The organism is Ruegeria sp. AN11, assembly GCF_056536005.1.
This window is the reverse complement of the sequence record NZ_JBQFJD010000001.1, coordinates 1109579-1131477: the sequence shown is the minus strand read 5'-3', so window position 1 is coordinate 1131477 and position 21899 is coordinate 1109579. Positions and strand designations below refer to the sequence as shown.

Sequence of the window (21899 nt, the reverse complement as noted above, 5' to 3'; positions counted from 1 at the left end):
CGGCGTCCAGTGACACACCTGTTGCGCCTGACCGTTGCAACGCGCGGCGCAATCGAATAACCCGCGCGAATAGCATTCAGGAAGGGTTGGCCATGACAGCGGGCAAGAACGGAATCACCTATGCTGACGCAGGTGTCGATATTGATGCGGGAAACGCATTGGTGGACCGCATTAAACCTGCGGCCAAGCGGACCAACCGTTCCGGAGTGATGAGCGGCCTGGGCGGGTTTGGCGCCTTGTTTGATCTGAAAGACGCGGGATACACCGATCCGATCCTGGTCGGTGCGACGGACGGAGTTGGAACGAAACTGCGGATTGCCATTGATACTGGCGTTGTCGACGGCGTGGGCATCGATCTTGTCGCCATGTGCGTCAACGACCTGATCTGTCAGGGGGCCGAGCCGCTGTTTTTCCTGGACTACTTTGCGACCGGCAAGCTGGATACCGATACAGCCGCCCGGATCATCGAAGGTATTGCTGAAGGTTGCGTTCAGTCTGGCTGTGCCCTGATCGGTGGAGAGACGGCGGAAATGCCGGGCATGTACCCGGAAGGAGATTTCGATCTGGCCGGCTTCTCGGTCGGTGCCATGGAACGCGGTGCGCATCTGCCGGCAGGTGTGCAGCAAGGCGATGTTCTGCTGGGACTGGCGTCCAATGGGGTGCATTCCAACGGGTATTCGCTGGTGCGCAAACTGGTCGAGATGTCGGGCCTGGGCTGGGATGCAGATTCTCCGTTTGGTGACGGGTCGTTGGGCGATGCATTGCTGACCCCGACACGGCTTTATGTGAAACAAGCACTGCAGGCGATCCGGGCCGGGGGCGTACATGCGCTGGCACATATTACCGGCGGCGGTCTGACCGAAAACCTGCCTCGGGTTCTGCCCGACGATCTGGGTGCCGAAATTGACTTGAGTTCGTGGACACTGCCCCCGGTCTTTGGCTGGATGGCTCAGGTCGGCGGCATTGCCGAGGCCGAGATGCTGAAGACTTTCAACTGCGGCATCGGCATGATCATTGTCTGCGCCGCTGACCGTGCTGATGAATTGGCAAACCTGTTGACTGAAGCCGGAGAAAGCGTTTCCCGCATTGGCACCGTTACCGATCAGCCCGGTGTATCCTATTCCGGTAAATTGCTGTGAGCCATAAGCGCGTCGCCATCCTGATTTCCGGTGGCGGATCGAACATGGTGTCGTTGGTTGACAGTATGACCGGCGAACATCCGGCGCGTCCCTGTCTGGTTCTGGCCAACAACGCGCAGGCCGGCGGTTTAAGAAAGGCCACGGATCGGGGCATTCCGACCGCTGTGGTGGATCACCGCCCGTTCAACGGTGATCGCGCCGCTTTCGAAGCCGAACTGTTGAAACCCTTGCAGGAAGCACAGCCGGATATTGTGTGCCTCGCCGGATTCATGCGGGTGCTGACCGGCGATTTCGTTTCCCAGTTTCAGGGCAGGATGCTGAATATCCACCCCTCTCTGCTGCCCAAGTACAAAGGTCTGGATACGCATGCCCGGGCCATCGCGGCGGGCGACGCGGAGCATGGATGCTCGGTGCACGAAGTCACCGCCGCGCTGGATGACGGGCCGATCCTGGGACAGGCGCGAGTCAGGGTCGAAGCAGGCGATACGCCGGAATCTTTGGCGGAGCGCGTGCTGGCCTGGGAACACAAACTGTATCCTGCCGTGCTGAGAAGGTATGCAGAAGGCAACAGGTCGCCAGTTCTGCTGCCGTGATCCGCTGTGGGTGATTTACACGCGGCTGTTATTCTGCCTATGGTTTGCTCAAAGGCTCGGGACGAGGTCAAAAACGGGCAGTTGAAAGAACAAGAGCAAGAACAGTACGGCGAATGAAAACCCTGACAACGACGCAAGAGCTGGCCGCATTCTGCAAGGCCGCGGCGGACCTCCCTTATGTCACCGTGGACACCGAGTTTCTGCGCGAGCGTACCTATTATTCGAAACTCTGCCTGGTTCAGCTTGCCGTCCCTTCCAACGACGAAGACAGCGCCGTTCTGGTGGACCCACTGGCGGATGGGCTGTCGCTTGAACCGCTTTTCGACCTGTTTCGGAATGAGGACATCGTCAAGGTGTTCCACGCTGCGCGTCAGGATCTGGAGATTTTCTGGGTCGAGGCGGGTGTCTTCCCAAAACCCCTGTTCGATACGCAGGTGGCCGCAATGGTCTGCGGATTTGGCGAACAGGTCGGCTATGAGACGCTTGTGCGCAAGATTTGCCGACAGGGCGTCGACAAGACTTCTCGCTTTACGGATTGGTCACGGCGCCCGCTGACCGATGCGCAAAAGACCTATGCGCTGGCGGACGTGACCCACCTGCGTCAGATTTACGAACATCTGGCGGCTGAGCTGGAAAAAACACGCCGCAGCCATTGGGTGGCCGAAGAACTGCGCACCCTGACCGAGGCTGGCACTTATGAAATGCGGCCTGAGGAAGCTTGGAAGCGTGTCAAAACGCGCACGAATTCGGCAAGATTTCTGGCTGTCGTGCGTGAGCTTGCCAAGTTTCGCGAGGCATACGCGCAGGAAAACAATGTGCCACGCAGCCGCGTGTTCAAGGATGACGCATTGATCGAGCTGGCATCGACCAAACCGAAAACGGCATCAGATCTGGGCGGTTCACGTTTGTTGCTGCGCGAGGCGCGCAAAGGCGCAATTGCCAACGGGATTCTGGCAGCGGTTGAAACAGGTGTGAATTGCCCTTCGTCGGATTTACCGCTGGTCGACAAGGCGCGCGACAACCTCAAGGTCAACCCGGCGCTATCTGACTTGCTGCGCGTTCTGCTAAAGTCAAAAACCGAAAGTTCGGGTGTGGCGGCCAAACTGATTGCAACCAGTTCCGAGCTGGATCAGATCGCAGCGGGCGAACGTGAACTGCCAGCCATGTCGGGTTGGCGGTTTGAGGTGTTCGGTGAAGACGCCCTGAAACTGTGTGAGGGCAAGATCGCCCTGGCCGCCAAAGGGCAGGTCGTGAAGGTCGTTTCCCTCTGACGCCGATCAGCGCCGCCGCGATTCCAACGTGTTCTGCTGGCCGACCACCCGCACCAGACGGATGGATTGCAGATCCTGCAGGCTGACATTGATCGCGTCCGAAACCATCCGGGACCTCTCGGAACCTTGGCGGGTCTGAGCCTTGGGGTAATTTACCCGAAAGCCGAATTCCAGAACGCCGTTTTTCGAGTTCTCTTCACTGACAACAGGAACCAGACGCGCATTGAAGGCGCCCTGGCGTATTGCCGTGCCGGATGCATAGACAATCGCGCCCGAGGGTGTTGGATCGATCCTCAGTTCATCGATCCTTGCAAGCAGGACGCTCGTATCCGCTTCTTCGGGGCGGGAAAACAGGCCGGTTCCGGTGCGTTGCTTCGGGATAAGCGCATTGGCTTCGTCGACCGGAACCTCCTCCGGTGGGGGCGTGCCCGGGCCAAACCAGTTCGAAGGGTTCGCCCGAGAATCGCGCCAGCTATTGCAGGCAGACAGGGTCAGCGATGCGACCATTAGAAAGGTGAGTGTTTTTTTCATGGTCTCAAAGCCCTGAGCAGTAGTTCCGACAATGGGTTAGCGCAATTTCCATGCTTTGAAAAGCCGGACTGGGACTGGACAGACGCGCATGCTCGGCATAGGTCAAAAAAGTGAAGGTAACAAAAGGACAGCGGCAACATGGCAACGCCTGCCTTTGAAGAGATCGTCGAGGATTTCGAGTTCCTTGAGGACTGGGAAGACCGGTATCGTCATGTCATCGATCAGGGCAAGGCGATGGAACCTCTGGACGAGGCGCTGAAGGTTCCGGCCACAAAGGTTCATGGATGCGCCAGCCAGGTCTGGCTGCATCCGATGATTGACAACGGTGTTTTTCGTTTTGATGGCGACAGCGATGCACTGATCGTGCGCGGCCTGATTGCGGTGTTGCGGTCGTTGTACAATGGGTTGCCAGTGCGTGACGTGCCGATGGTGGACGCCGGCGGGGAACTGGCGAGATTGGGTCTGAATGATCATTTGTCAGCGCAACGGTCCAACGGCCTGCGTTCGATGATCGAACGGATTCGCGACGTAGCGCGGGAAAACGCCTGATCGGGACGGGCGAGGGACCAGCCCGGGCGCCAAGGTGTTGTCAAACAGAAGAAGACCGGGCTGCCCAGTCTGCCAGCGTGGTTTCGAGATCTCCGTACCCGGTAAACCGCCGCTCGAATTCCAGGCCCATGCGGTCGGCGCAGTCGAGCGCGCGAGCGGTCAGGTCGGGGTCGTCGGTTTGTGCCTGGTACACCAGCTTGGTGTAGTTGCCGAAATACATGTCGCGCAGTTCAGGGTGCCGATCGAGGCCCAAAGGTTTCCAAATGAACGCATCAAACTGGCGGGCCAGAAAGTCGGTCAGATAGAAAGCCGTGGTTTCATCCTCGCCGCGCGCCTCGAACCGGGTGTTACCTTCGAAGAAGGAATAGCAATGCGGTCCCTGAACCATTTCGACACCCAGTTCGGCGCACGCCTTTTGCAGCAGCCCTCCGGTTCCGCAATCGGCGTAGACAACAAAGATCTGGTCATAATTGTCGCGGTGTTTGGCGACGGCATCCTCAACGGCCTGAGTGATGCGATCGGGGTGGATATGCAGGATGGCAGGCAGGCAGGTCAGCGCCATGTGATCCCAGCCGTTACGCTTTTTCAGATCCAGAATTTCACGTGCTAGCGCGCCGCAAGCCAGCAAAAGAATGCGTCCCTGTTTTTCATCGCTGGAATAGCCTTCGGTTGTAAGGCTGACATCGTCAGGTATGCGGTCCTGTTGCATTGCATTGCCTCCCGGGCAGTCCTTTGATCAGAAAAGGCGCGATCCATCCATGTGGCAAGCCCTGTCGCGAAATCGATTGGCAACACGGCGAGAATTGCGATCGGGCGAACAAAAAAAGCCGCCCGGTGGCGGGCGGCTTAATGAACTCAGTCCTGAGCTTGTCAGCCCGCCATTTGATTGTGCTTGCGCGACACAAAGTCCTTGGCGGTTTCCACAGCCACGGCCGCATCGCGGCAATAGGCGTCTGCGCCAATCGCTTTGCCGAACTCTTCGTTCAGGGGGGCGCCGCCTACCAGAACAATATAGTCATCGCGAACGCCCTGTTCGACCAGGGTGTCGATCACCACCTTCATGTAGGGCATTGTGGTGGTCAGCAGGGCCGACATGCCCAGAATGTCCGGCTCTTCCGATTCCAGCGCTTCCAAATAGTTTTCGACCGGGTTGTTGATGCCGATGTCGACCACGTCAAAACCAGCACCTTCCATCATCATCGACACGAGGTTTTTACCGATGTCGTGGATGTCGCCCTTGACGGTTCCGATCACCATCTTGCCCACGCGTGGGGCACCGGTTTCGGCCAGCAGCGGCTTGAGGATCGCCATGCCACCCTTCATCGCGTTTGCAGCCAGCAGTACTTCGGGAACGAACAGGATGCCGTCACGGAAGTCATGGCCAACGATGGTCATGCCGCCGACCAGCGCTTTGGTCAGAATGTCGTAAGGGGTCCATCCGCGTTCCAGCAGGATGTTCACACCTTCTTCGATTTCTTCTTTCAGGCCGTCATAAAGATCGTCGAACATCTGTTCGACAAGTTCGTCGTCATTCAGTTCGGACAGGACGATGTCTTCCTCATCGGACATGGGGCATTTCCCTGAGCTGTGCGGACCCTTGGCCCGTGGTGGCGTTTTTCCCGTTTTGACCATTTTGCCGCAGTTCGACTGTGACGATTGCGACGTCGGCCGATCCGGGACCGACTTATAGGTCAAATTATTGACCCGCCCGAATGAATAATTTGCAGAATGATCCTGCAACTCATTCAGATTATGACAAAGCCACGGACCAATGGAATGACTCTGGATTCCATCGCTGTGGCGCGGCGATAATCAGGCGGAAATCGATGCTTGTGTCCGGGAAAAGCTGCATCTACATTGCAGTAGAACAAAAAGAGAACAGCGGGATGCAGCAACCTAACATTCGTGGCAGAGGTGTCGCGACAAACGCAACGGGGCGGTTTGAGCGTTTGCAGACCGTTGCCTGCGATGACGGTTGGGACATTGAAGAGGATCTTCCGCCCTTACGGACGGAATTGCGAGATGAATCCGCCCGTAGCCTGATCACCTATAACCGGTCGCCGGATCTTTCGTTCGACAGATCGATTAACCCTTATCGCGGGTGCGAACATGGGTGCGTGTATTGTTTTGCTCGCCCGACTCATGCCTATCTGGGATTGTCGCCGGGATTGGATTTTGAAACCCGTCTGATTGCGCGCCCCAACGCCGCCGAAATCCTGCGGCGCGAGATGTCATCCAAAAGCTACCGGGTTGCGCCAATAGCAATCGGTACGAATACCGATCCCTATCAGCCGGTCGAGAAAACCCGTTTTATTACAAGGTCGTGCCTGTCCGTTCTCAAGGACTTCCAGCATCCGGTCGCGGTTGTCACCAAGGGTGCGCTGATCGAACGAGATCTGGATATTCTGGCGCCCATGGCTGAACGCGGGTTGGCGTGCGTCGGGGTCTCTTTGACGACACTGGATGCGCAACTGTCCCGCAGGCTTGAACCTCGTGCACCATCGCCGCAGCGCCGATTGCAGATGATCCGGCAGTTGACTGGGGCAGGGGTCCCGGTTCGTGTCATGACCTCACCGGTCGTGCCCGGGCTGACGGGCCACGAGCTCGAAAACCTGCTTGAGGCCGGGAAGGAGGCCGGGGCCGAGTCCGCCAGCTGGATCATGCTGCGCCTGCCACGGGAAGTCTCGGAGCTTTGGCGCGAATGGCTGTTGGAGCATGAGCCGGCACGGGCGAACAAGATCATGTCATTGTTGCGGGACATGCATGGCGGACGTGAATACGACCCGCGTTGGGGTCACAGAATGCGCGGCGAAGGTGAATATGCGCAGATCATCGCCAAACGCTTCAGGCTGGCGACCAAACGATTGCAACTGAGTACCCGGACAACGCCTTTGCGGTGTGACCTGTTTGAACGGCCGCCTCAAGCTGGGGACCAACTTAGCCTGTTCTAACGAAAAACGCCCCGGGCAGGCCGGGGCGTTCTGTATAATAATCAGCTGCGATCAGCGGTTTTCGATATCCACATAGTCGCGCATTGTTTCGCCCAGATACAGCTGGCGCGGACGCCCGATCTTGTTCTGAGGATCGGCGATCATCTCTTTCCACTGGCTGACCCAGCCAACGGTGCGGGACAGCGCAAAGATCGGGGTGAACATCGAAGTCGGGAAACCCATCGCCTCAAGAATGATGCCCGAGTAAAAGTCGACATTCGGGAACAGCTTCTTCTCGGCGAAATACGGGTCATCCAGCGCCTGCTTTTCCAACGCCTTTGCAACCTGCAGTTTTGGGTTGTCTTCGATACCCAGCAGGTCCAGAACCTCGTCCGCCGATTGCTTCATCACCTTGGCGCGGGGGTCAAAGTTCTTGTAGACGCGGTGGCCAAAGCCCATCAGGCGGAACGGGTCGTTCTTGTCCTTGGCGCGGGCGATGTACTCCGGAATACGATCCACGCTGCCGATCTCTTCCAGCATCTCAAGGCAGGCCTGGTTGGCGCCGCCATGTGCGGGACCCCAAAGGCATGCAACACCCGCTGCGATACAGGCAAACGGGTTCGCGCCCGAGGACGAAGCCAGGCGCACGGTCGAGGTCGAGGCGTTCTGCTCGTGATCTGCGTGCAGCGTCAAAATCCGGTCCATTGCTCGGCTCAGGATCGGGTTTACTTCATATTCCTCTGCCGGCACTGCAAAGCACATGCTCAGGAAGTTGGACGCATAATCAAGATCATTGCGCGGGTAAACGAAGGGTTGGCCTATGTGGTACTTGAACGCCCAGGCGGCAATTGTCGGCATCTTGGCAATCAGACGGTGCGACGCGACTTCACGCTGGTGTGGGTCCGAAATGTCGGTGGAATCGTGGTAAAACGCCGACATTGCACCAACAACGCCCACCATGATCGCCATTGGATGTGCGTCCCGGCGGAAGCCACGGTAGAAATACTGCATCTGCTCATGCAGCATTGTGTGCCGCGTGATCGTGGTTTCGAACTTTTCTAGATCCTTTGCGACCGGCAGTTCCCCGTAGAGCAGCAGATAGCAGACTTCGAGGAAATGCGATTTCTCTGCCAGTTGGTCGATTGGATAGCCCCGATGCAGCAACTCACCCTTTTCGCCGTCGATGTAAGTGATCGTGCTGTCGCAGCTTGCTGTCGACGTGAAACCGGGATCATAAGTAAAGACACCCGCCTCGCTGTACAGTTTGCGGATATCGATGACGTCGGGCCCGGCGGTCGGCGAATGAACCGGCAACTCATAATCCTTGCCATGGACATTCAGAGTGGCTGTTTTTTTGCTGTCGGTCATCTTTATCCCTTCCTCAATCATGCGCTGGCCGGATCACAGTCCGACCTTGCGGCGACGGCTGTACGCAGGCGTACAGACCGGGTGTTAGCCGAGCAGCGTTACCCGAATATGAAGATTGGGTTTATTTCGCTGCATCAGAAAGCCGTGCCAGGGTCTCATCCCGTCCCAGCACAAGCATCATGTCAAAAACCGAAGGCGTTACAGCCCGACCCGCCAGAACTGCCCGCAAGGGACCAGCCAGCTTGCCGAACTTGAGCCCCTGAGATTCAGCAAACGAATTCAGGGCGTCCTCCAGCTCGCTTCGCGTCCAGCTAACATTTTGCACGTGCGGCGTCAATTCTCTCAGTATACCATCGGATACAGATGAAAGAGCTTTTGCCGCTTTCTCATCGAGCTCGATGGGGCGCGACGTCAGAACAAAATGTGCTTTTTCAAGCAGTTCGGGGAAAGTCCGTGCCCGATCCTTGAGGCAATACATCGCACGCTCGAGATCACCACTTTGTGTCGCGCTGAGAGCAGGTTCGCCGGCGGCGGCCAGGTAGGCTTCGATTTCTTGCCGCAGCGCAGCATCGTCCGAAATCGCGACGTGCTGGCCGCACAGGTTTTCCAGCTTTTTCAGATCGAAACGGGCCGGGCTTTTGCCGATACCGTCCAGGTCGAACCATTCTTTGGCCTGTGCATCGGTGAAGAACTCATCATCTCCGTGGCTCCAGCCCAGGCGCGCCAGATAATTGCGCATTCCAGCAGCAGGATAACCCAATGCCTGGTATTCCTGTGCCCCCAATGCGCCATGGCGTTTGCTGAGTTTCTTGCCGTCAGGCCCGTGAATCAGCGGGATGTGGGCCCAGACCGGGACATCCCAGCCCATCGCCTGATAGATCATCATCTGGCGGGCAGCGTTATTAAGATGGTCGTCGCCACGAATGACGTGGGTCACGCCCATATCGTGATCATCGACCACGACGGCCAACATATAGACGGGGGTGCCGTCCGACCGCAGCAGAACCATGTCGTCCAACTGGTCGTTGCGTATGGTTACGTCGCCCTGAACCTGATCGTGGATAACGGTGCTGCCTTCCTTCGGGGCCTTGATGCGGATCACATACTGAGCGTCGGGGTGCGAGGCCGGGTCGGCGTCGCGCCAGGGGCTGCGGAACAGGGTCGATTTTCCCTCGGCCCGGGCCTGTTCGCGGAAGGCGGCGATCTCGTCCTGTGTCGAGAAACACTTGTAAGCCTTTCCTTCGGCCAGCAATTGCAGCGCAACTTCGGCGTGGCGGTCCGCGCCCTCGAACTGGCTGATCACATCCCCGTCATGATCCAGACCCAGCCAGGCCATGCCCTGCAGGATGGCTTCTGTTGCTTCCGGGGTCGAACGTTCACGGTCGGTATCCTCGATCCGCAGCAGGAACTTACCGTCACGTCCCCGCGCATACAGCCAGTTGAACAGCGCGGTCCGCGCGCCACCGATATGCAAAAAACCGGTGGGGGAAGGGGCAAAACGGGTGACGACCTGATCGGACATTGTGTTGATTAACCTTTTGGTAACCGTGTCGGGTTTAGTTTGGCGCCTGTCTAACGAGCCCGAAGGACGGGGGCAACCATGCGCGTTCTTGCACGGATTGAGGTCGCGCTGCGGAACCAGAGTGGGTCTTTGTTCCACTGGTCTCCGGTTTGTCTGGCCGCAGGCATTGGCCTGTACTTCAGTTTGCGGTTCGAGCCGGACCGGGAGCTGTATGTTTGGGTGGCTGGAATTGGCTTGGCAATCGGGATCCTCGGGGTTCGGTTGCGGTCCGGCTGGGCGGCGTTGGCATTGGGGGGTGCGCTGATCGCTGGCGGGTTCATTCTTGCTGGCGCGCGTTCCCACATGGTGGCAGAGCCGGTCCTGTCGTGGCGTTACTACGGCCCGGTCGAGGGGCGGGTCGTGGCCCTGGATCGCTCTGCCTCGGATGCGCTGCGGGTCACGCTGGACCGGGTACGACTAGGGGATCTACCCGTGAACAGCAGGCCCCGGCGCATCCGGCTTTCTTTGCACGGTAGTGTGGGGCCTCTGGTTCCGGGGCAACGGATTATGACGACGGCTCATCTTTCGCCACCCCAGGGTCCGGTGGAACCTGGCGGGTTCGATTTCCGCCGACATGCATGGTTCCAGCGCCTGGGGGCCGTTGGATACACGCGCGTTCCATTACTTACCACCGAAGCGGCGACAGTAGGTGACAGCCAAATTTGGATCGCGTCCTGGCGGGCCACGATTTCGAGCAAGGTTCGTTCAGTCCTGCCCGGTGAGGTCGGAGGATTTGCCGCTGCCGTTACAACAGGGGACCGCAGCGGCATGGGGCAATCCACGCTTGAAAGCCTGCGGGCCTCGAATCTGGCACATCTACTTGCGATATCCGGCCTGCATATGGGGCTGCTGACCGGGTTCGTTTATGTGATTTGCCGTATCGGGCTTTCTTCGGTTCCTCCATTGGCATTGCGCGCACCAGTTCGAAAGCTGGCAGCGCTTTGCGCTCTGTTCGCCGCCGTGATCTATCTGCTGCTTTCCGGTGGAAATGTCGCAACGGAAAGAGCCTTTATCATGGTTAGTGTCATGTTTGGGGCCGTGCTGATCGACCGGCGAGCGATCTCTCTGCGCACAGTAGCGGTAGCCGCATTAGCAGTATTGGTTCTGCGCCCGGAATCTTTGCTGAGCCCGGGCTTTCAGATGTCATTTGCTGCCACTACAGCCTTGGTTGTTGTGTTTGGTGCATTGCGAGATTTTGGCCCGCTCCCCGGTCCCAAATGGCTTAGACCGGTTGCAGGAGTCCTCTTGTCATCTGCAATTGCAGGCCTGGCAACTGCCCCGATCGGCGCGGCGCATTTCAACACGATGTCGCACTACGGGTTGCTGGCGAACGTTTTGTCGGTACCTGTGATGGGAACAATCGTGGTCCCATCGGCCGTGGTTGCGGCCTTGCTGTCACCCTTTGGGCTGGAAGCACTAGCGTTAAGCGTCATGGGAATCGGCCTGCGCTGGATTTTGGGCGTTTCCGAATGGGTGTCAGGGCTGGAAGGCGCGCAGGGCTTTGTCGCCAGCCCACCAGACTTTGTGCTGCCGGTGTTTGCGCTGGGTGCTTTGTGGTTATCTCTGTGGCATGGCAAGGCGAGATGGGCCGGTGTGGTGCCCGTTGCCACGGCTTTTCTGTTGTGGGGGCAGGGGCATCGCCCCGAGGTTCTTATCGCCGATTCCGGCGCGTTGGTTGGTGTGATGACCGAGAACGGTCGGGCGCTGAGCAAGGCGAAAGGAAGCGGCTTTGTCGCGTCGGTCTGGCTTGAGAATGACGGTGACGGTGTTGATCAGGTGCTTGCAGCCGGAAGGTGGCCGCAGACGGATAAAAAAATCGCCCGATATGACCTGAAAGGCACTGAACTGGTACATCTGTCCGGCAAAAAGGCGGTTCAACTGTTTGATGAATGCAAATCCAACCAGATCATCGTGTCTGCTTTTGAACTGTCGTTGAGCGGGGGATGCCAAATCATCGATGCTGGGATTCTGCGACAGACCGGCAGCCTTTCCATCTCGGGTCAGACTGTGCGAACAAGCTCGGAACTGTCGGGCCAAAGGCTATGGTCCCCGGGCAGGCCCGGGAACTCCTGAGCGGTCAGTAAGTTCGGATCAGGCCGACGAGTCGCCCCTGAACCCTGACTTTGTCCTCGGGCAGAACACGGGTTTCATAGGCCGGGTTTGCGGCTTCCAGCGCAATGGCTTGGCCACGGCGGAAGAACCGTTTCAATGTTGCTTCCTGCTCTTCAACCAGGGCCACTACGATATCGCCGTTGTCTGCGGTCGATGTTTCCCGGATTACAACCACGTCACCGTCGTTGATCCCGGCATCGATCATCGAGTCACCGCGAACCTCAAGCGCATAGTGTTCGCCCTTGCCGGACACCATCGTGCCGGGAACCGCCACGCGATGCGATACATGGCTGATCGCTTCGATCGGGACACCAGCAGCGATCCGCCCCATTACCGGCAATTCCAGTGCGTCGACTGAAACAGGTTCGAAATTCGCAGGGCGTGGGCCCGCTGGTTTGTCACCTTCAATCACGCGGGGCGAGAATGCGGCCGTGGGTTCGCCACCGAGGCTTTCAGGCAGCTTCACGATCTCGATCGCGCGCGCCCGGTGGGCGAGGCGTCGGATAAACCCGCGTTCTTCCAATGCAGTGATCAGGCGATGAATGCCGGATTTCGATCTGAGGTCCAGCGCCGCCTTCATTTCATCGAAACTTGGCGGAACACCGTCCGACTGCACGCGTTTGTGGATGAATTCCAGCAAATCCAATTGCTTCTTGGTCAGCATTGCTCACACCTCGATGGTCATGCGTTTTCTTTTGTTCTACGCATGTTCACGTTTTGTGTCAACGGATTTGCCGGTTTTCAGATCGGCAGGTACTGAACCTCGTCACCTGTATCGCGTGCGGGATCGTGCGGAGGGCGAACGATCAGCGCATTCGCCTGTGCCAGAACACTAAGCAGGGAACTGTCCTGATCCGCACAGGCCCGGATACCGTTTTCGTCCCGAACGGCGCGCATATAGTGTTCGCGCGGGCCGTTGTCCCCTACTGGTTCAGTCAGTTTAGCGGATCTGAGCGGTTGCAGCGTCTGCTCCAACCCCAGCATGCGTCGAACCATGGGAGCGAGGAACAGGTAGCCACATACCATGGCACTGACCGGGTTGCCCGGCAGACCCACCATAGCTGCATCCCCTAAACGTCCTGCCATCAACGGTTTCCCCGGGCGCATACGGATTTTGTAGAAGGCGCGCTGCATCCCAAGACCTTGCGAAACGTCAGACACCAGATCGTAGTCGCCAACTGACGCGCCACCAATCGTAACCACCAGATCCGCCCCTTGCGCCAGAGCGAATGCGGTTTCAAGTGATGAGACCGTGTCCTGTGCGATCGGCAGCATTCGCACCTCGGCGCCCAACCCCTGCAGCAATGCATGCAAGCCAAAGGTGTTGGAGGCGATGATCTGATCCGGGCCGGGTATTTCGCCGGGCATCACGAGTTCATCGCCCGTCGAGATCAACGCAACCACCGGTTTGCGTGTCACCGGAACGACCGGGATGTTCATGGCAGCCATCAGCGCCATGTCTTCGGCACGAATCTGGCGCGGCGCGGTGATTTTGGCACCGGCTCTGAAATCCACTCCGGCAGGACGTATGTTCGTTTTCTGACCAGGTGTATCCGTTATGGTGATCAGATCCCCCCGGCGCTCGACATCTTCTTGAATGACCACGAAATCGGCACCATCCGGTACCGGGGCGCCGGTGAAAATCCGAACGGCCTGTCCCGGGCCGACAGTTCCTTCGAAACGTTGGCCTGCTGCCGATTCACCCACCAGTTTGAACATCGCATGAAGTTCAACTTCGGTCGATTTGACGGCGTACCCGTCCATTGATGATGCCGCGAATGGAGGCTGATCACGCGTGGCTGCTACCTCTTGATTCAGAACGCGGCCTGCGGATTGGGCAAGCGGGACATGTTCGACTGGCAATGGTTCAACCAGGTCAAACAGCAGTTCCCGGGCTTCATCAACGGTGATCATTCCGCCTCATAACGCCCTGATTTTCCTCCGTCTTTCAGAAGAACGTGGATGCCTCCGATCTCCATCGCCTTGTCCACGGCCTTGGCCATGTCATACACCGTCAATGCAGCGGTAGACACGGCGGTCAGCGCCTCCATCTCGACGCCGGTCTGGCCGGACGTCTTAACCGTCGCCTCAATCCGAACACCCGGCAGATCGGGATCAAGCATCAGTTCCACCGATACTTTCGTCACAGGCAGGGGGTGGCACAGAGGGATCAGGTCTGGCGTCTTTTTTGCACCCATGATGCCCGCAAGGCGCGCAATACCCAGTACATCACCCTTTTTGGCCCGACCTTCGGAAATAATTTCAAAGGTTTCCTGTGCCATCCTGATGTGGCCGGCTGCAACGGCGATACGGTCCGTCACGGCCTTGTCCGACACATCCACCATATGCGCCTGACCCTGAGCGTCAAAATGGGTCAATGGCATCACATCACCCCGGGAACCAGAGGACGCGCCAACAGGGCGCGGGTCGCTGCCTCGACATCATCCTGACGCATCAGGCTTTCGCCGATCAGGAAGCAGCGTGCGCCGTATCGGGCAATATCAGCCAGATCTTCCGGCAATCCCAGACCGCTTTCACAGACGATGGTTCGATCGGCCGGAACCAGCTTCGATAGTCGCCGCGTTGTGTCAAGAGTGGTCTCGAACGTCTTGAGATTGCGGTTGTTTATTCCGATCAACGGGCTTTTCAAAGCTGCCGCGCGTTCAAGTTCTGCCTCGTCATGTACTTCGATCAGGACGTCCATGCCCCAATCGAATGCGGTCTGTTCCAATTCGGCGGCCTGAGAGTCCTCTACGGACGCCATGATGATCAGAATGCAATCGGCACCAAGCGCGCGGGCCTCAATCACCTGATAGGGGTCGTACATGAAATCCTTGCGCAGAACGGGCAGGGATACGGCCTCGCGCGCCTGAACAAGATATTCCTTCGCGCCTTGAAAACTGGGGGTATCGGTCAGAACAGAAAGGCAGGCGGCACCACCATCCTCGTACGCTTTGGCCAGTGCGGGCGGATCAAAATCCGGGCGTATCAACCCTTTCGACGGACTGGCTTTCTTGATCTCTGCGATCAGCCCATACCCAGAACGCGCGGCGGTGTGCAATGCTTCGGCGAACGCACGAACTTCGGGTGCTTCGCGTGCCTCGCTTTCCAGCGTTTCCAGTTCCTTATTCGCCTTATCTGCCGAAACCTCTTCCAGTTTGTAGGCTTTGATTTTGTCCAGAACGGTCTCGGTCATGCGGCTTCCTGTGTAATTCGGGCAAGAGTTGTGATTTTTTCCCGGGCTTTGCCGCTGTCGATACTCTCAACGGCCATTTCTACGCCGTCGCGCAAGTCACTTACAGCATCCGCAACGACAAGCGCTGCAGCAGAATTCAGCAGAACGGCATCACGATAGGCCGATGGTGCGCCATCCAGTAGTGCCCGGAACGCAACTGCGTTTTCTTCCGGTGTGCCGCCAAGGATATCTTCGAACTGATGCACGGGCAGTCCGGCATCCTCGGGGTGCAGTTCGACCTCCTTAACGGTCCCGTCTTCCAAAGAGGCAACCCAACTGACGCCGGTGATTGTCAGTTCATCGGTTCCGTCCGAGCCGTGAACCAGCCAGGCGTGCTCCGCCCCCAACAGGCCCAGGGTTTCGGCCATGGGCCGGATCAGATCGCGGCTGAACGCGCCGGTCAGCTGCCGTTTTACTCCGGCGGGGTTCGTAAGCGGGCCGAGGATATTGAAGATCGTTCGTGTGCCAAGTTCCTGTCGGCTTGGCATCACATGGGCAATTGCCGGATGATGCATGGGCGCCATCATGAAGCCAATGCCAGCTTCTTTCAAAGCTTTTTCAACTGTTTGCGGACCGACCATCACGTTGATGCCCAGTTGCCCCAGCGCATCTGCCGCACCGGATTTAGAGCTGAGATTGCGATTGCCGTGTTTTGCCACAGTTACACCTGCGCCCGCCACAACAAAGGCGGTTGCGGTTGAGATGTTCAGCGTACCCTTGCCATCGCCACCGGTGCCAACGATGTCGATTGCCCCGGGTGGTGCTTTGACGGCATTGCACTTTGCGCGCATGACGGCGGCGGCCGCGGCGTATTCATCCACGGTTTCACCGCGTGTGCGCATGGCCATCAGCAACCCGCCAATCTGACTGGGCGTGGCTTCGCCATCAAAAAGGATGCCAAAGGCCTGCTCGGCCTCGGCACGGGTCAGCGGGCGGTCGGCCGCGGCCCCGATCAGCGGTTTCAGTGCGTCGCTCATGCGGGGACTTTCAGTTCTTGCAGGAAGTTTTTCAACAGTGCGTGCCCATGCTCCGATGCGATGGATTCGGGGTGGAATTGGACGCCGTGGATCGGCAAATCCCGATGCTGCAGACCCATGATGGTGCCGTCCTCCAACTCGGCCATGATCTCAAGGCAATCAGGAAGGCTTTCCCGCTCAACGATCAGTGAATGATATCGGGTTGCTTCGAACGGGGAAGGCAGGCCCGAGAAGACCCCTTTGCCTGTGTGGTGCATGATGCCCATTTTGCCATGCACGATCTCGTGGCACCGCACGACTTTCCCGCCAAAGACCTGCCCGATGGTTTGATGCCCAAGACATACACCCATCAACGGAGTGCGTGTCTCGGCGGCCGCCTGCGTCAGGGCCAGGCAAATCCCGGCCTGATCCGGGTCGCAGGGACCGGGGCTGAGCAGAATGCCGGCCGGGTTCATGGCCATTGCCTCCTGCACGTCCAGCGCATCATTGCGGCGAATGACCATTTCGGCACCGAGTTCGCCCAAATAATGTACCAGGTTGTAAGTAAACGAGTCGTAGTTGTCGATCAGCAGCAGCATTTGGGCACTTGTCTCGGCTTGGGCATTTCGGGCTGGCGATGCAACCACGGGCCACGGTATAATGTCGGGACATACATGCTCAGGCTTGTGGGGCAGCGTCAAGGGGACATCCCGCAAAGGACGGACCTGACAGGAAATTGCCGCAGCAGACGGCGCAGAAGCGATCGACGCAGAGAAAGACGAGAGGCAAAAGAAATGGGCGGATTTGTCGGAGGAATAATCGCCGGTGCGGTTGTCGTGCTGGCTTTGGGCGCGGTTCTGTCGTTGAACACGCCTTTGTCGTCAAAACCGGCCGTCACAACGCACGCACCCGAACCTGCGCCGCTCGAGGATCCGGTGTCGACGGCCGATGCACCGGATGCCGGGGCCGACGCCGATCTGGTCGAACTGCCGCCTGAAGCGCCGGAACCGGTCGATGAACAATCAGATTCCCTTGCAGGGGTGACAAATGTCGACCCCACGCCGGATACGCAACCCGTCGTAGGAGAGAGTGAGCCCGCAATCGAAACGCCGGACGTAGCGCCCGAACCTGAAGTTGCGGTTGCCCCGGACGCACCGGTTGCACCACCCGCCCCTGCAATTCCCGCTGGCACGCCACAGGTCGAATCTTTGCCTGAGGTGGCCGATGCCGCGCCTGAACCTCCGGCACCACCAGCCGAAGATGTGGCCGTTCTGGAACCGGAAGCTGAGCCTGCACCACTGCCGGGCACGCCGGAAGAACCGAAGGTTGAGAATCCGTTTGAAAACAGCCCCATTGCCGTGGAAGGGGATGAGGATACTCTTCCTCGCAATCTGCCCCGTATCGCGACCTTGCCGCAGATCGGGGGCGATCAGCCCGCAACTGCGGGCTCGACAATTGGCAGGCGTGTGGTTCCCTTGACTGAACGGGACGATCCTGTTGTGGAAGCCGAAGAGACCGAGCAGGTGCCGGTCGGAAAACCGATCGAGGCATACGCGGCCAGCTTCGAAAACCCCGAATCCAAGCCTTTGATGTCGATCATCCTCATAGACGACGAAGGTGCATTTGGGGCCGAAGCTTTACGTGATTTTCCCTATCCGCTGAGTTTTGCGATCAGCCCGTCGGATCCTGACGCCGCTGAAAAGATGGCGCGCCACCGCGAGGCCGGTTTTGAAGTAATGGCCATCGCGGACTTGCCGGAAGCCGCAAATGCACAGGACGCCGAGGTGTCTTTGGCGGTCTGGTTCGAGACGCTGCCGGAAACGGTGGGTATTCTGGAAGGTGTAAACACCGGCATTCAGGGTAATCGTCAGGTGGCGGATCAGGTGGCGGCGATTGCGGCCGGAACCGGGCGCGGTCTGATCACGCAGGACAACGGTTTGAACACGGTTCAGAAACTCGCTGCCCGCAACGGGACACCTTCAGGTGTCGTATTCCGCGACATTGACGGAGCAAGGCAGGACCCGAAGATCATGCGCCGCTTTCTGGATCAGGCTGCATTCCGGGCCGGGCAGCAGGGAACGGTTGTGATGCTGGGACGTTTGAGACCAGAAACGATTTCCGCACTGCTGCTGTGGGGGCTCGAGGATCGCGGCAACCGGGTTGCAATGGCACCGATCTCGGCCGTGATGTTGAAAGAAGTTCAGTAAACGTCAGGGAAAATTCAATAAAAGGCGGCTGGTCAGTGGATCGCCGCCTTTTTCTTTAGCTGTTTCCTGATCCCGTAAATCGGGCGGCGTCCGCCGCAGCGCGCCGGATCGCGTTCGATTTATGGACCGTTTCCATATATTCAGCCTCGGGGTCGCTGTCATAAACAACACCGCCGCCGGCCTGAATGTACAGTTTCTGGTCCTTCACAATTGCCGTCCGCAGGGCGATGCACATGTCCATGTCGCCACCGGCGCTGAAATACCCGACGCCGCCGCCGTATACACCGCGCTTTTCGGGTTCCAGTTCATCAATGATTTCCATCGCGCGCACCTTCGGGGCACCCGAGACCGTGCCCGCAGGCATCCCTGCAAAAAACGCGTCCAGCGCGTCTTTGTCCTCTGCCAGTTCGCCAACCACGTTCGAGACGATATGCATCACGTGGCTGTAGCGTTCGATGATGAACTCTTCCGTGGGGCGCACGGTGCCGATTTTGGAAACGCGCCCGGTGTCATTGCGGCCCAGATCCAGCAGCATCAGGTGCTCGGCCAGCTCTTTCTTGTCGGCAAGCAAATCGACTTCGTTCGCCTTGTCCTCTTCCGGCGTCGCTCCGCGCGGACGGGTGCCGGCGATGGGGCGGATCGTAACTTCATCCCCGAAGACACGTACCAGAATTTCCGGGCTTGCGCCGACAACCTGAAATCCGCCGAAATTGAAATAGAACATGAACGGCGAAGGGTTTGTGCGCCTCAGGGATCGATACAGCGCAAAAGGCGGCAGCGGGAATTCCTGTGTCCAACGCTGGGCCGGAACCACCTGAAAGATATCGCCTGCGCGGATATATTCCTTGGCCTTCTCCACCGCTTCCATATAGCCGGATTTGGTGAAGTTCGAAACGGGCGGGGCGATCTCATGCGCGTCGCCCAGATCCCTGGATTCGGTCGGCATCGCGCGTTCCAGATCGCGGACAGCATCCATGACGCGTTCGGCAGCCTGCGCATAGGCGGCCTTGGCGGATTGACCTTCGCTGACCCAGGCAGGGGACACGACCGTCACGTCGCCTTTGACCCCATCCAAAACCGCGATCACCGACGGGCGCAGCATCACCGCATCCGGCAGGCCCAACGGGTCGGGGTTCACATCCGGCAGGTATTCGACCAGCCGCACCATGTCATAGCCAAGATAGCCGAACAGGCCCGCCGCAGCCTGCGGCAGTTCTTCAGGCAGGTCGATGCGGGATTCGGCCAGGAGCGACCGCAGGTTGTCCATAGGATTGCCGTCCTGCGGCACGAAGGCGTCCGGATCGAACCGGGCAGAGCGGTTCAGCGAGGACGTCTTACCATGGCAATGCCAGATGAGGTCCGGCTTCATACCGATGATCGAGTAGCGCCCGCGGACTTCGCCCCCCGTGACCGATTCCAGAACAAAAGCGTCCTTCTGAGCCCCCGTCAGTTTCAACATCAGCGAGACGGGCGTGTCCAGGTCGGCGGCCAGGCGGGTATAGACGACCTGATTCTCGCCTGCCTCGTAGGCACGCGCGAATGCGTCAAATTCTGGGGTCAGGGCCATGTCCGCTCTCTTTTAGTAGCTCGCCTGCACGGCGTTCAGCGCACGCTGATCAATAACCGGGCGGGCACGAGTCTGGGCATCGCGCACATAGGCGTCAAAAATGTTCTGAGCCAGCGCCTGGTTCATCTGGACTTCCAGCGCGGCTTTCATCTGGCGCAGTTCGTCGGTCTCAGCCGGCGGCAGCAGTTCGTCCAGCCTGACGATCAGGGCGGCATCATTGCCGGGGACAACCCGCAACTCACCCGGCTCCATTTCAAAGACCTGGGTCATGAATCCGACCGGAGCGTCATCAAGGAAGGCGGTGCGGGTCAAAGCGTTCTCTACCCGGAACGGCAAACCTGTCGCGGCAAAGTCGCCGTCGGTCGCCAGTTGGGTCAAGACAGTGTTGGCCTGATCCTGCAGGGCCTTGCCTGTTTCAGCCTGAACCCATGCCTCGGCCACACGGTCACGGGCGGTCTCAAGCGGTTCAGGCCGCTGCGGCAGAACCTCATTCAGGCGCAACGCGAAAATCGAGCCGTCTTCGAGAAAGCCGATTTCGGGGAAGTCGCCTTCGCGGACGGCTTCGGCGGCGGCGCGAAAGCCCTCATACGCGGCGACACCTTCTTCGTTTTCACGGGTCCAGTCGATCTGGCCCAGTTCCATCTCGGTTTCGCCGGCCAGTTCTTCCAGGGTGGCCCCACCGGCAAGCATGTCGTTGATGTCCTCGGCCTGCGCCTCGATCAGACGCCGTGCACGCTCGGCTGCCAGTTCCTCGCGCAGGTCAGGGGCAGCGTCTTCAAACGGGATGTTGTTTGCTGCCAGTGATCCGTTGATCCGGAACAGCGCAGGGCCAAACACGGATGGCAGAGGTCCAACCACCACATCAAGATCTGCCCCAAAAACAGCATCGGCCGCTTCGCCGAGGTCCTCGCGGGTCACGTCGCCCAGATCAATATCGCTCAGTTCGAGCTCGCGATCACGCACGAGTTGTTCAAATGTCGTGCCGCCAACCTCGATCTGCGCCAGGGCATCCATAGCGGCCGCTTCGTCCGAAAAGGCCAGCCGTTCGACGAGGCGTCGTTCCGGTTGCTGGAATTCGGCGATGCGCTGATTGTAGAGGCTGCGCAAGGCGTCGTCCTGGACTTCAACGCTGTCGAGCAACATTTCGGGCGACAGGATCGCGTAGGTCAGGCGTTTGGTGCGGGGCAGGGTGAAACGATCCGTGTTTTCGTCGTAATACGTTTGCAACTGCTCGTCCGTGGGTTCAGCAATCGGTGCGGTCAGGGCATCGGCCCCAAGTGTCGCGACGGTAAAGCTGCGCCGTGCGCCGACATAGCCCGTCAATACGTCCGACAGCGTTGCGGGCATTACGACGCCGCCAACAACCGCCCCCTGGACAATGGTCCGCGCGGATTCCTTGCGAAGATCAGATTCGAACTCGGCATCGGTCATCCCCGCCTGTTCCAGTTGGAACTGGTAGGTTTCGCGGTCGAAATTTCCGTCCACGCCCTGAAATGCCGGGATCGCGACGATTTCCTTCTGCAGGTTTTCATCGCCAATCGAAACGCCCAGCTGAGCCACTTCGTTGTTCAACGCAGCCAGAGCCGTCAGACGGGACAACGCCAGTTGGCCCAGCCCCAACTCCTGTGCCTGCGACATTTGCAGGGCCTGACCTGTCTGGGCCTCGACTGCGCGGATTTCACGCTGCAGTTCGCGCACATATGCGTTGATAGGGACCACTTCGTCGCCGACCTGCGCCACCGTCCGCACCGTACCGCTGAGGTTTACGGCGCCGAACCCTGCAAGTCCAAGCATCAGCAAGCCCATGAGAATCCAGACGAAGGTCTTTGATAGGTTTTTCATGCCTGCGGCCATGGACGCCCTCTTTCATGCTTTTGTCG

At 58.8% G+C, this 21899-nt stretch carries 20 protein-coding genes; 7 read left to right on the top strand and 13 right to left on the bottom strand.

Translation table 11 applies throughout. The features are described 5' to 3' along the window. Window positions 1–92: 92 nt before the first annotated feature. From purM to rnd, 3 genes are all read left to right on the top strand, one after another. Window positions 93–1139: a phosphoribosylformylglycinamidine cyclo-ligase gene (gene purM, locus ACR3EQ_RS05555; RefSeq protein WP_480490035.1), complete on the top strand. Its 1047-nt coding sequence runs from the start codon at window positions 93–95 to the stop codon at window positions 1137–1139. Then, window positions 1136–1732: a phosphoribosylglycinamide formyltransferase gene (gene purN, locus ACR3EQ_RS05550; RefSeq protein WP_170614914.1), complete on the top strand. Its 597-nt coding sequence runs from the start codon at window positions 1136–1138 to the stop codon at window positions 1730–1732. Before purM ends, purN begins: the two co-directional genes overlap by 4 nt. 113 nt (window positions 1733–1845) lie before the next feature. Then, window positions 1846–3003, top strand: a complete 1158-nt coding sequence (gene rnd / locus ACR3EQ_RS05545; RefSeq protein WP_480490033.1) for a ribonuclease D — start codon at window positions 1846–1848, stop codon at window positions 3001–3003. A 6-nt stretch (window positions 3004–3009) separates the two neighbouring features. On the opposite strand, the gene ACR3EQ_RS05540 is transcribed toward rnd, so the two are convergent. Continuing rightward, entirely contained in the window at window positions 3010–3534 is a 525-nt protein-coding gene (locus ACR3EQ_RS05540; protein ID WP_170614916.1) for a hypothetical protein, read from the bottom strand. 138 nt (window positions 3535–3672) lie between these two features. Here ACR3EQ_RS05540 and ACR3EQ_RS05535 point away from each other — a divergent pair, with 138 nt between their 5' ends. Continuing rightward, window positions 3673–4083 (top strand): SufE family protein, encoded by a 411-nt coding sequence (locus ACR3EQ_RS05535; protein WP_170614917.1) that lies wholly within the window; start codon window positions 3673–3675, stop codon window positions 4081–4083. Between the two features lie 40 nt (window positions 4084–4123). Here the strand turns inward: ACR3EQ_RS05535 and ACR3EQ_RS05530 are convergent, their stop codons facing one another. Beyond that, window positions 4124–4792, bottom strand: coding sequence for a DUF1638 domain-containing protein (locus ACR3EQ_RS05530; RefSeq protein WP_480490031.1), 669 nt, complete (start codon window positions 4790–4792; stop codon window positions 4124–4126). 161 nt (window positions 4793–4953) lie between these two features. After that, the gene (locus ACR3EQ_RS05525; protein ID WP_170614919.1) at window positions 4954–5652 is read right to left on the bottom strand and encodes a corrinoid protein; all 699 of its coding nucleotides are present in this window, start codon (window positions 5650–5652) and stop codon (window positions 4954–4956) included. A gap of 317 nt (window positions 5653–5969) precedes the next feature. On the opposite strand from ACR3EQ_RS05525, the gene ACR3EQ_RS05520 reads away from it, so the two are divergent. After that, window positions 5970–7034, top strand: coding sequence for a PA0069 family radical SAM protein (locus ACR3EQ_RS05520; RefSeq protein ID WP_170614920.1), 1065 nt, complete (start codon window positions 5970–5972; stop codon window positions 7032–7034). Window positions 7035–7085: 51 nt separating this feature from the next. On the opposite strand, the gene gltA is transcribed toward ACR3EQ_RS05520, so the two are convergent. Together gltA and gltX are read right to left on the bottom strand one after the other, a co-directional pair. Beyond that, a complete protein-coding gene (gltA, locus tag ACR3EQ_RS05515) occupies window positions 7086–8381 on the bottom strand; it encodes a citrate synthase (protein ID WP_170614921.1) in 1296 nt (431 codons plus the stop codon). Window positions 8382–8502: 121 nt separating this feature from the next. Then, window positions 8503–9903, bottom strand: coding sequence for a glutamate--tRNA ligase (gene gltX, locus ACR3EQ_RS05510; protein WP_170614922.1), 1401 nt, complete (start codon window positions 9901–9903; stop codon window positions 8503–8505). A 78-nt stretch (window positions 9904–9981) separates the two neighbouring features. Here gltX and ACR3EQ_RS05505 point away from each other — a divergent pair, with 78 nt between their 5' ends. Continuing rightward, window positions 9982–12015, top strand: a complete 2034-nt coding sequence (locus ACR3EQ_RS05505; RefSeq protein WP_480490029.1) for a ComEC/Rec2 family competence protein — start codon at window positions 9982–9984, stop codon at window positions 12013–12015. Between the two features lie 4 nt (window positions 12016–12019). On the opposite strand, the gene lexA is transcribed toward ACR3EQ_RS05505, so the two are convergent. The 6 genes from lexA to ACR3EQ_RS05475 all read right to left on the bottom strand — a co-directional run bounded on the left by lexA (window position 12020) and on the right by ACR3EQ_RS05475 (window position 16844). Continuing rightward, window positions 12020–12718, bottom strand: a complete 699-nt coding sequence (gene lexA, locus ACR3EQ_RS05500; protein WP_170614924.1) for a transcriptional repressor LexA — start codon at window positions 12716–12718, stop codon at window positions 12020–12022. A gap of 77 nt (window positions 12719–12795) precedes the next feature. Then, window positions 12796–13968: a molybdopterin molybdotransferase MoeA gene (locus ACR3EQ_RS05495; RefSeq protein ID WP_170614925.1), complete on the bottom strand. Its 1173-nt coding sequence runs from the start codon at window positions 13966–13968 to the stop codon at window positions 12796–12798. Next, complete coding sequence (moaC, locus tag ACR3EQ_RS05490; RefSeq protein WP_170614926.1) at window positions 13965–14438, bottom strand: cyclic pyranopterin monophosphate synthase MoaC; 474 nt, start codon at window positions 14436–14438, stop codon at window positions 13965–13967. Before moaC ends, ACR3EQ_RS05495 begins: the two co-directional genes overlap by 4 nt. Then, window positions 14438–15250 (bottom strand): indole-3-glycerol phosphate synthase TrpC, encoded by an 813-nt coding sequence (trpC, locus tag ACR3EQ_RS05485; RefSeq protein WP_170614927.1) that lies wholly within the window; start codon window positions 15248–15250, stop codon window positions 14438–14440. Before trpC ends, moaC begins: the two co-directional genes overlap by 1 nt. Then, a complete protein-coding gene (trpD, locus tag ACR3EQ_RS05480) occupies window positions 15247–16266 on the bottom strand; it encodes an anthranilate phosphoribosyltransferase (protein ID WP_170614928.1) in 1020 nt (339 codons plus the stop codon). The genes trpC and trpD overlap by 4 nt, the downstream gene beginning before the upstream one ends. Further along, a complete protein-coding gene (locus ACR3EQ_RS05475; protein ID WP_170614929.1) occupies window positions 16263–16844 on the bottom strand; it encodes an aminodeoxychorismate/anthranilate synthase component II in 582 nt (193 codons plus the stop codon). The genes trpD and ACR3EQ_RS05475 overlap by 4 nt, the downstream gene beginning before the upstream one ends. Before the next feature lie 195 nt (window positions 16845–17039). Here ACR3EQ_RS05475 and ACR3EQ_RS05470 point away from each other — a divergent pair, with 195 nt between their 5' ends. After that, complete coding sequence (locus tag ACR3EQ_RS05470) at window positions 17040–18452, top strand: divergent polysaccharide deacetylase family protein (protein WP_480490026.1); 1413 nt, start codon at window positions 17040–17042, stop codon at window positions 18450–18452. Window positions 18453–18507: 55 nt separating this feature from the next. On the opposite strand, the gene trpE is transcribed toward ACR3EQ_RS05470, so the two are convergent. Together trpE and ACR3EQ_RS05460 are read right to left on the bottom strand one after the other, a co-directional pair. Continuing rightward, the gene (trpE, locus tag ACR3EQ_RS05465; protein WP_170824516.1) at window positions 18508–20019 is read right to left on the bottom strand and encodes an anthranilate synthase component I; all 1512 of its coding nucleotides are present in this window, start codon (window positions 20017–20019) and stop codon (window positions 18508–18510) included. A 12-nt stretch (window positions 20020–20031) separates the two neighbouring features. Further along, window positions 20032–21873 (bottom strand): SurA N-terminal domain-containing protein, encoded by a 1842-nt coding sequence (locus ACR3EQ_RS05460; RefSeq protein WP_480490024.1) that lies wholly within the window; start codon window positions 21871–21873, stop codon window positions 20032–20034. Window positions 21874–21899: the final 26 nt, after the last annotated feature.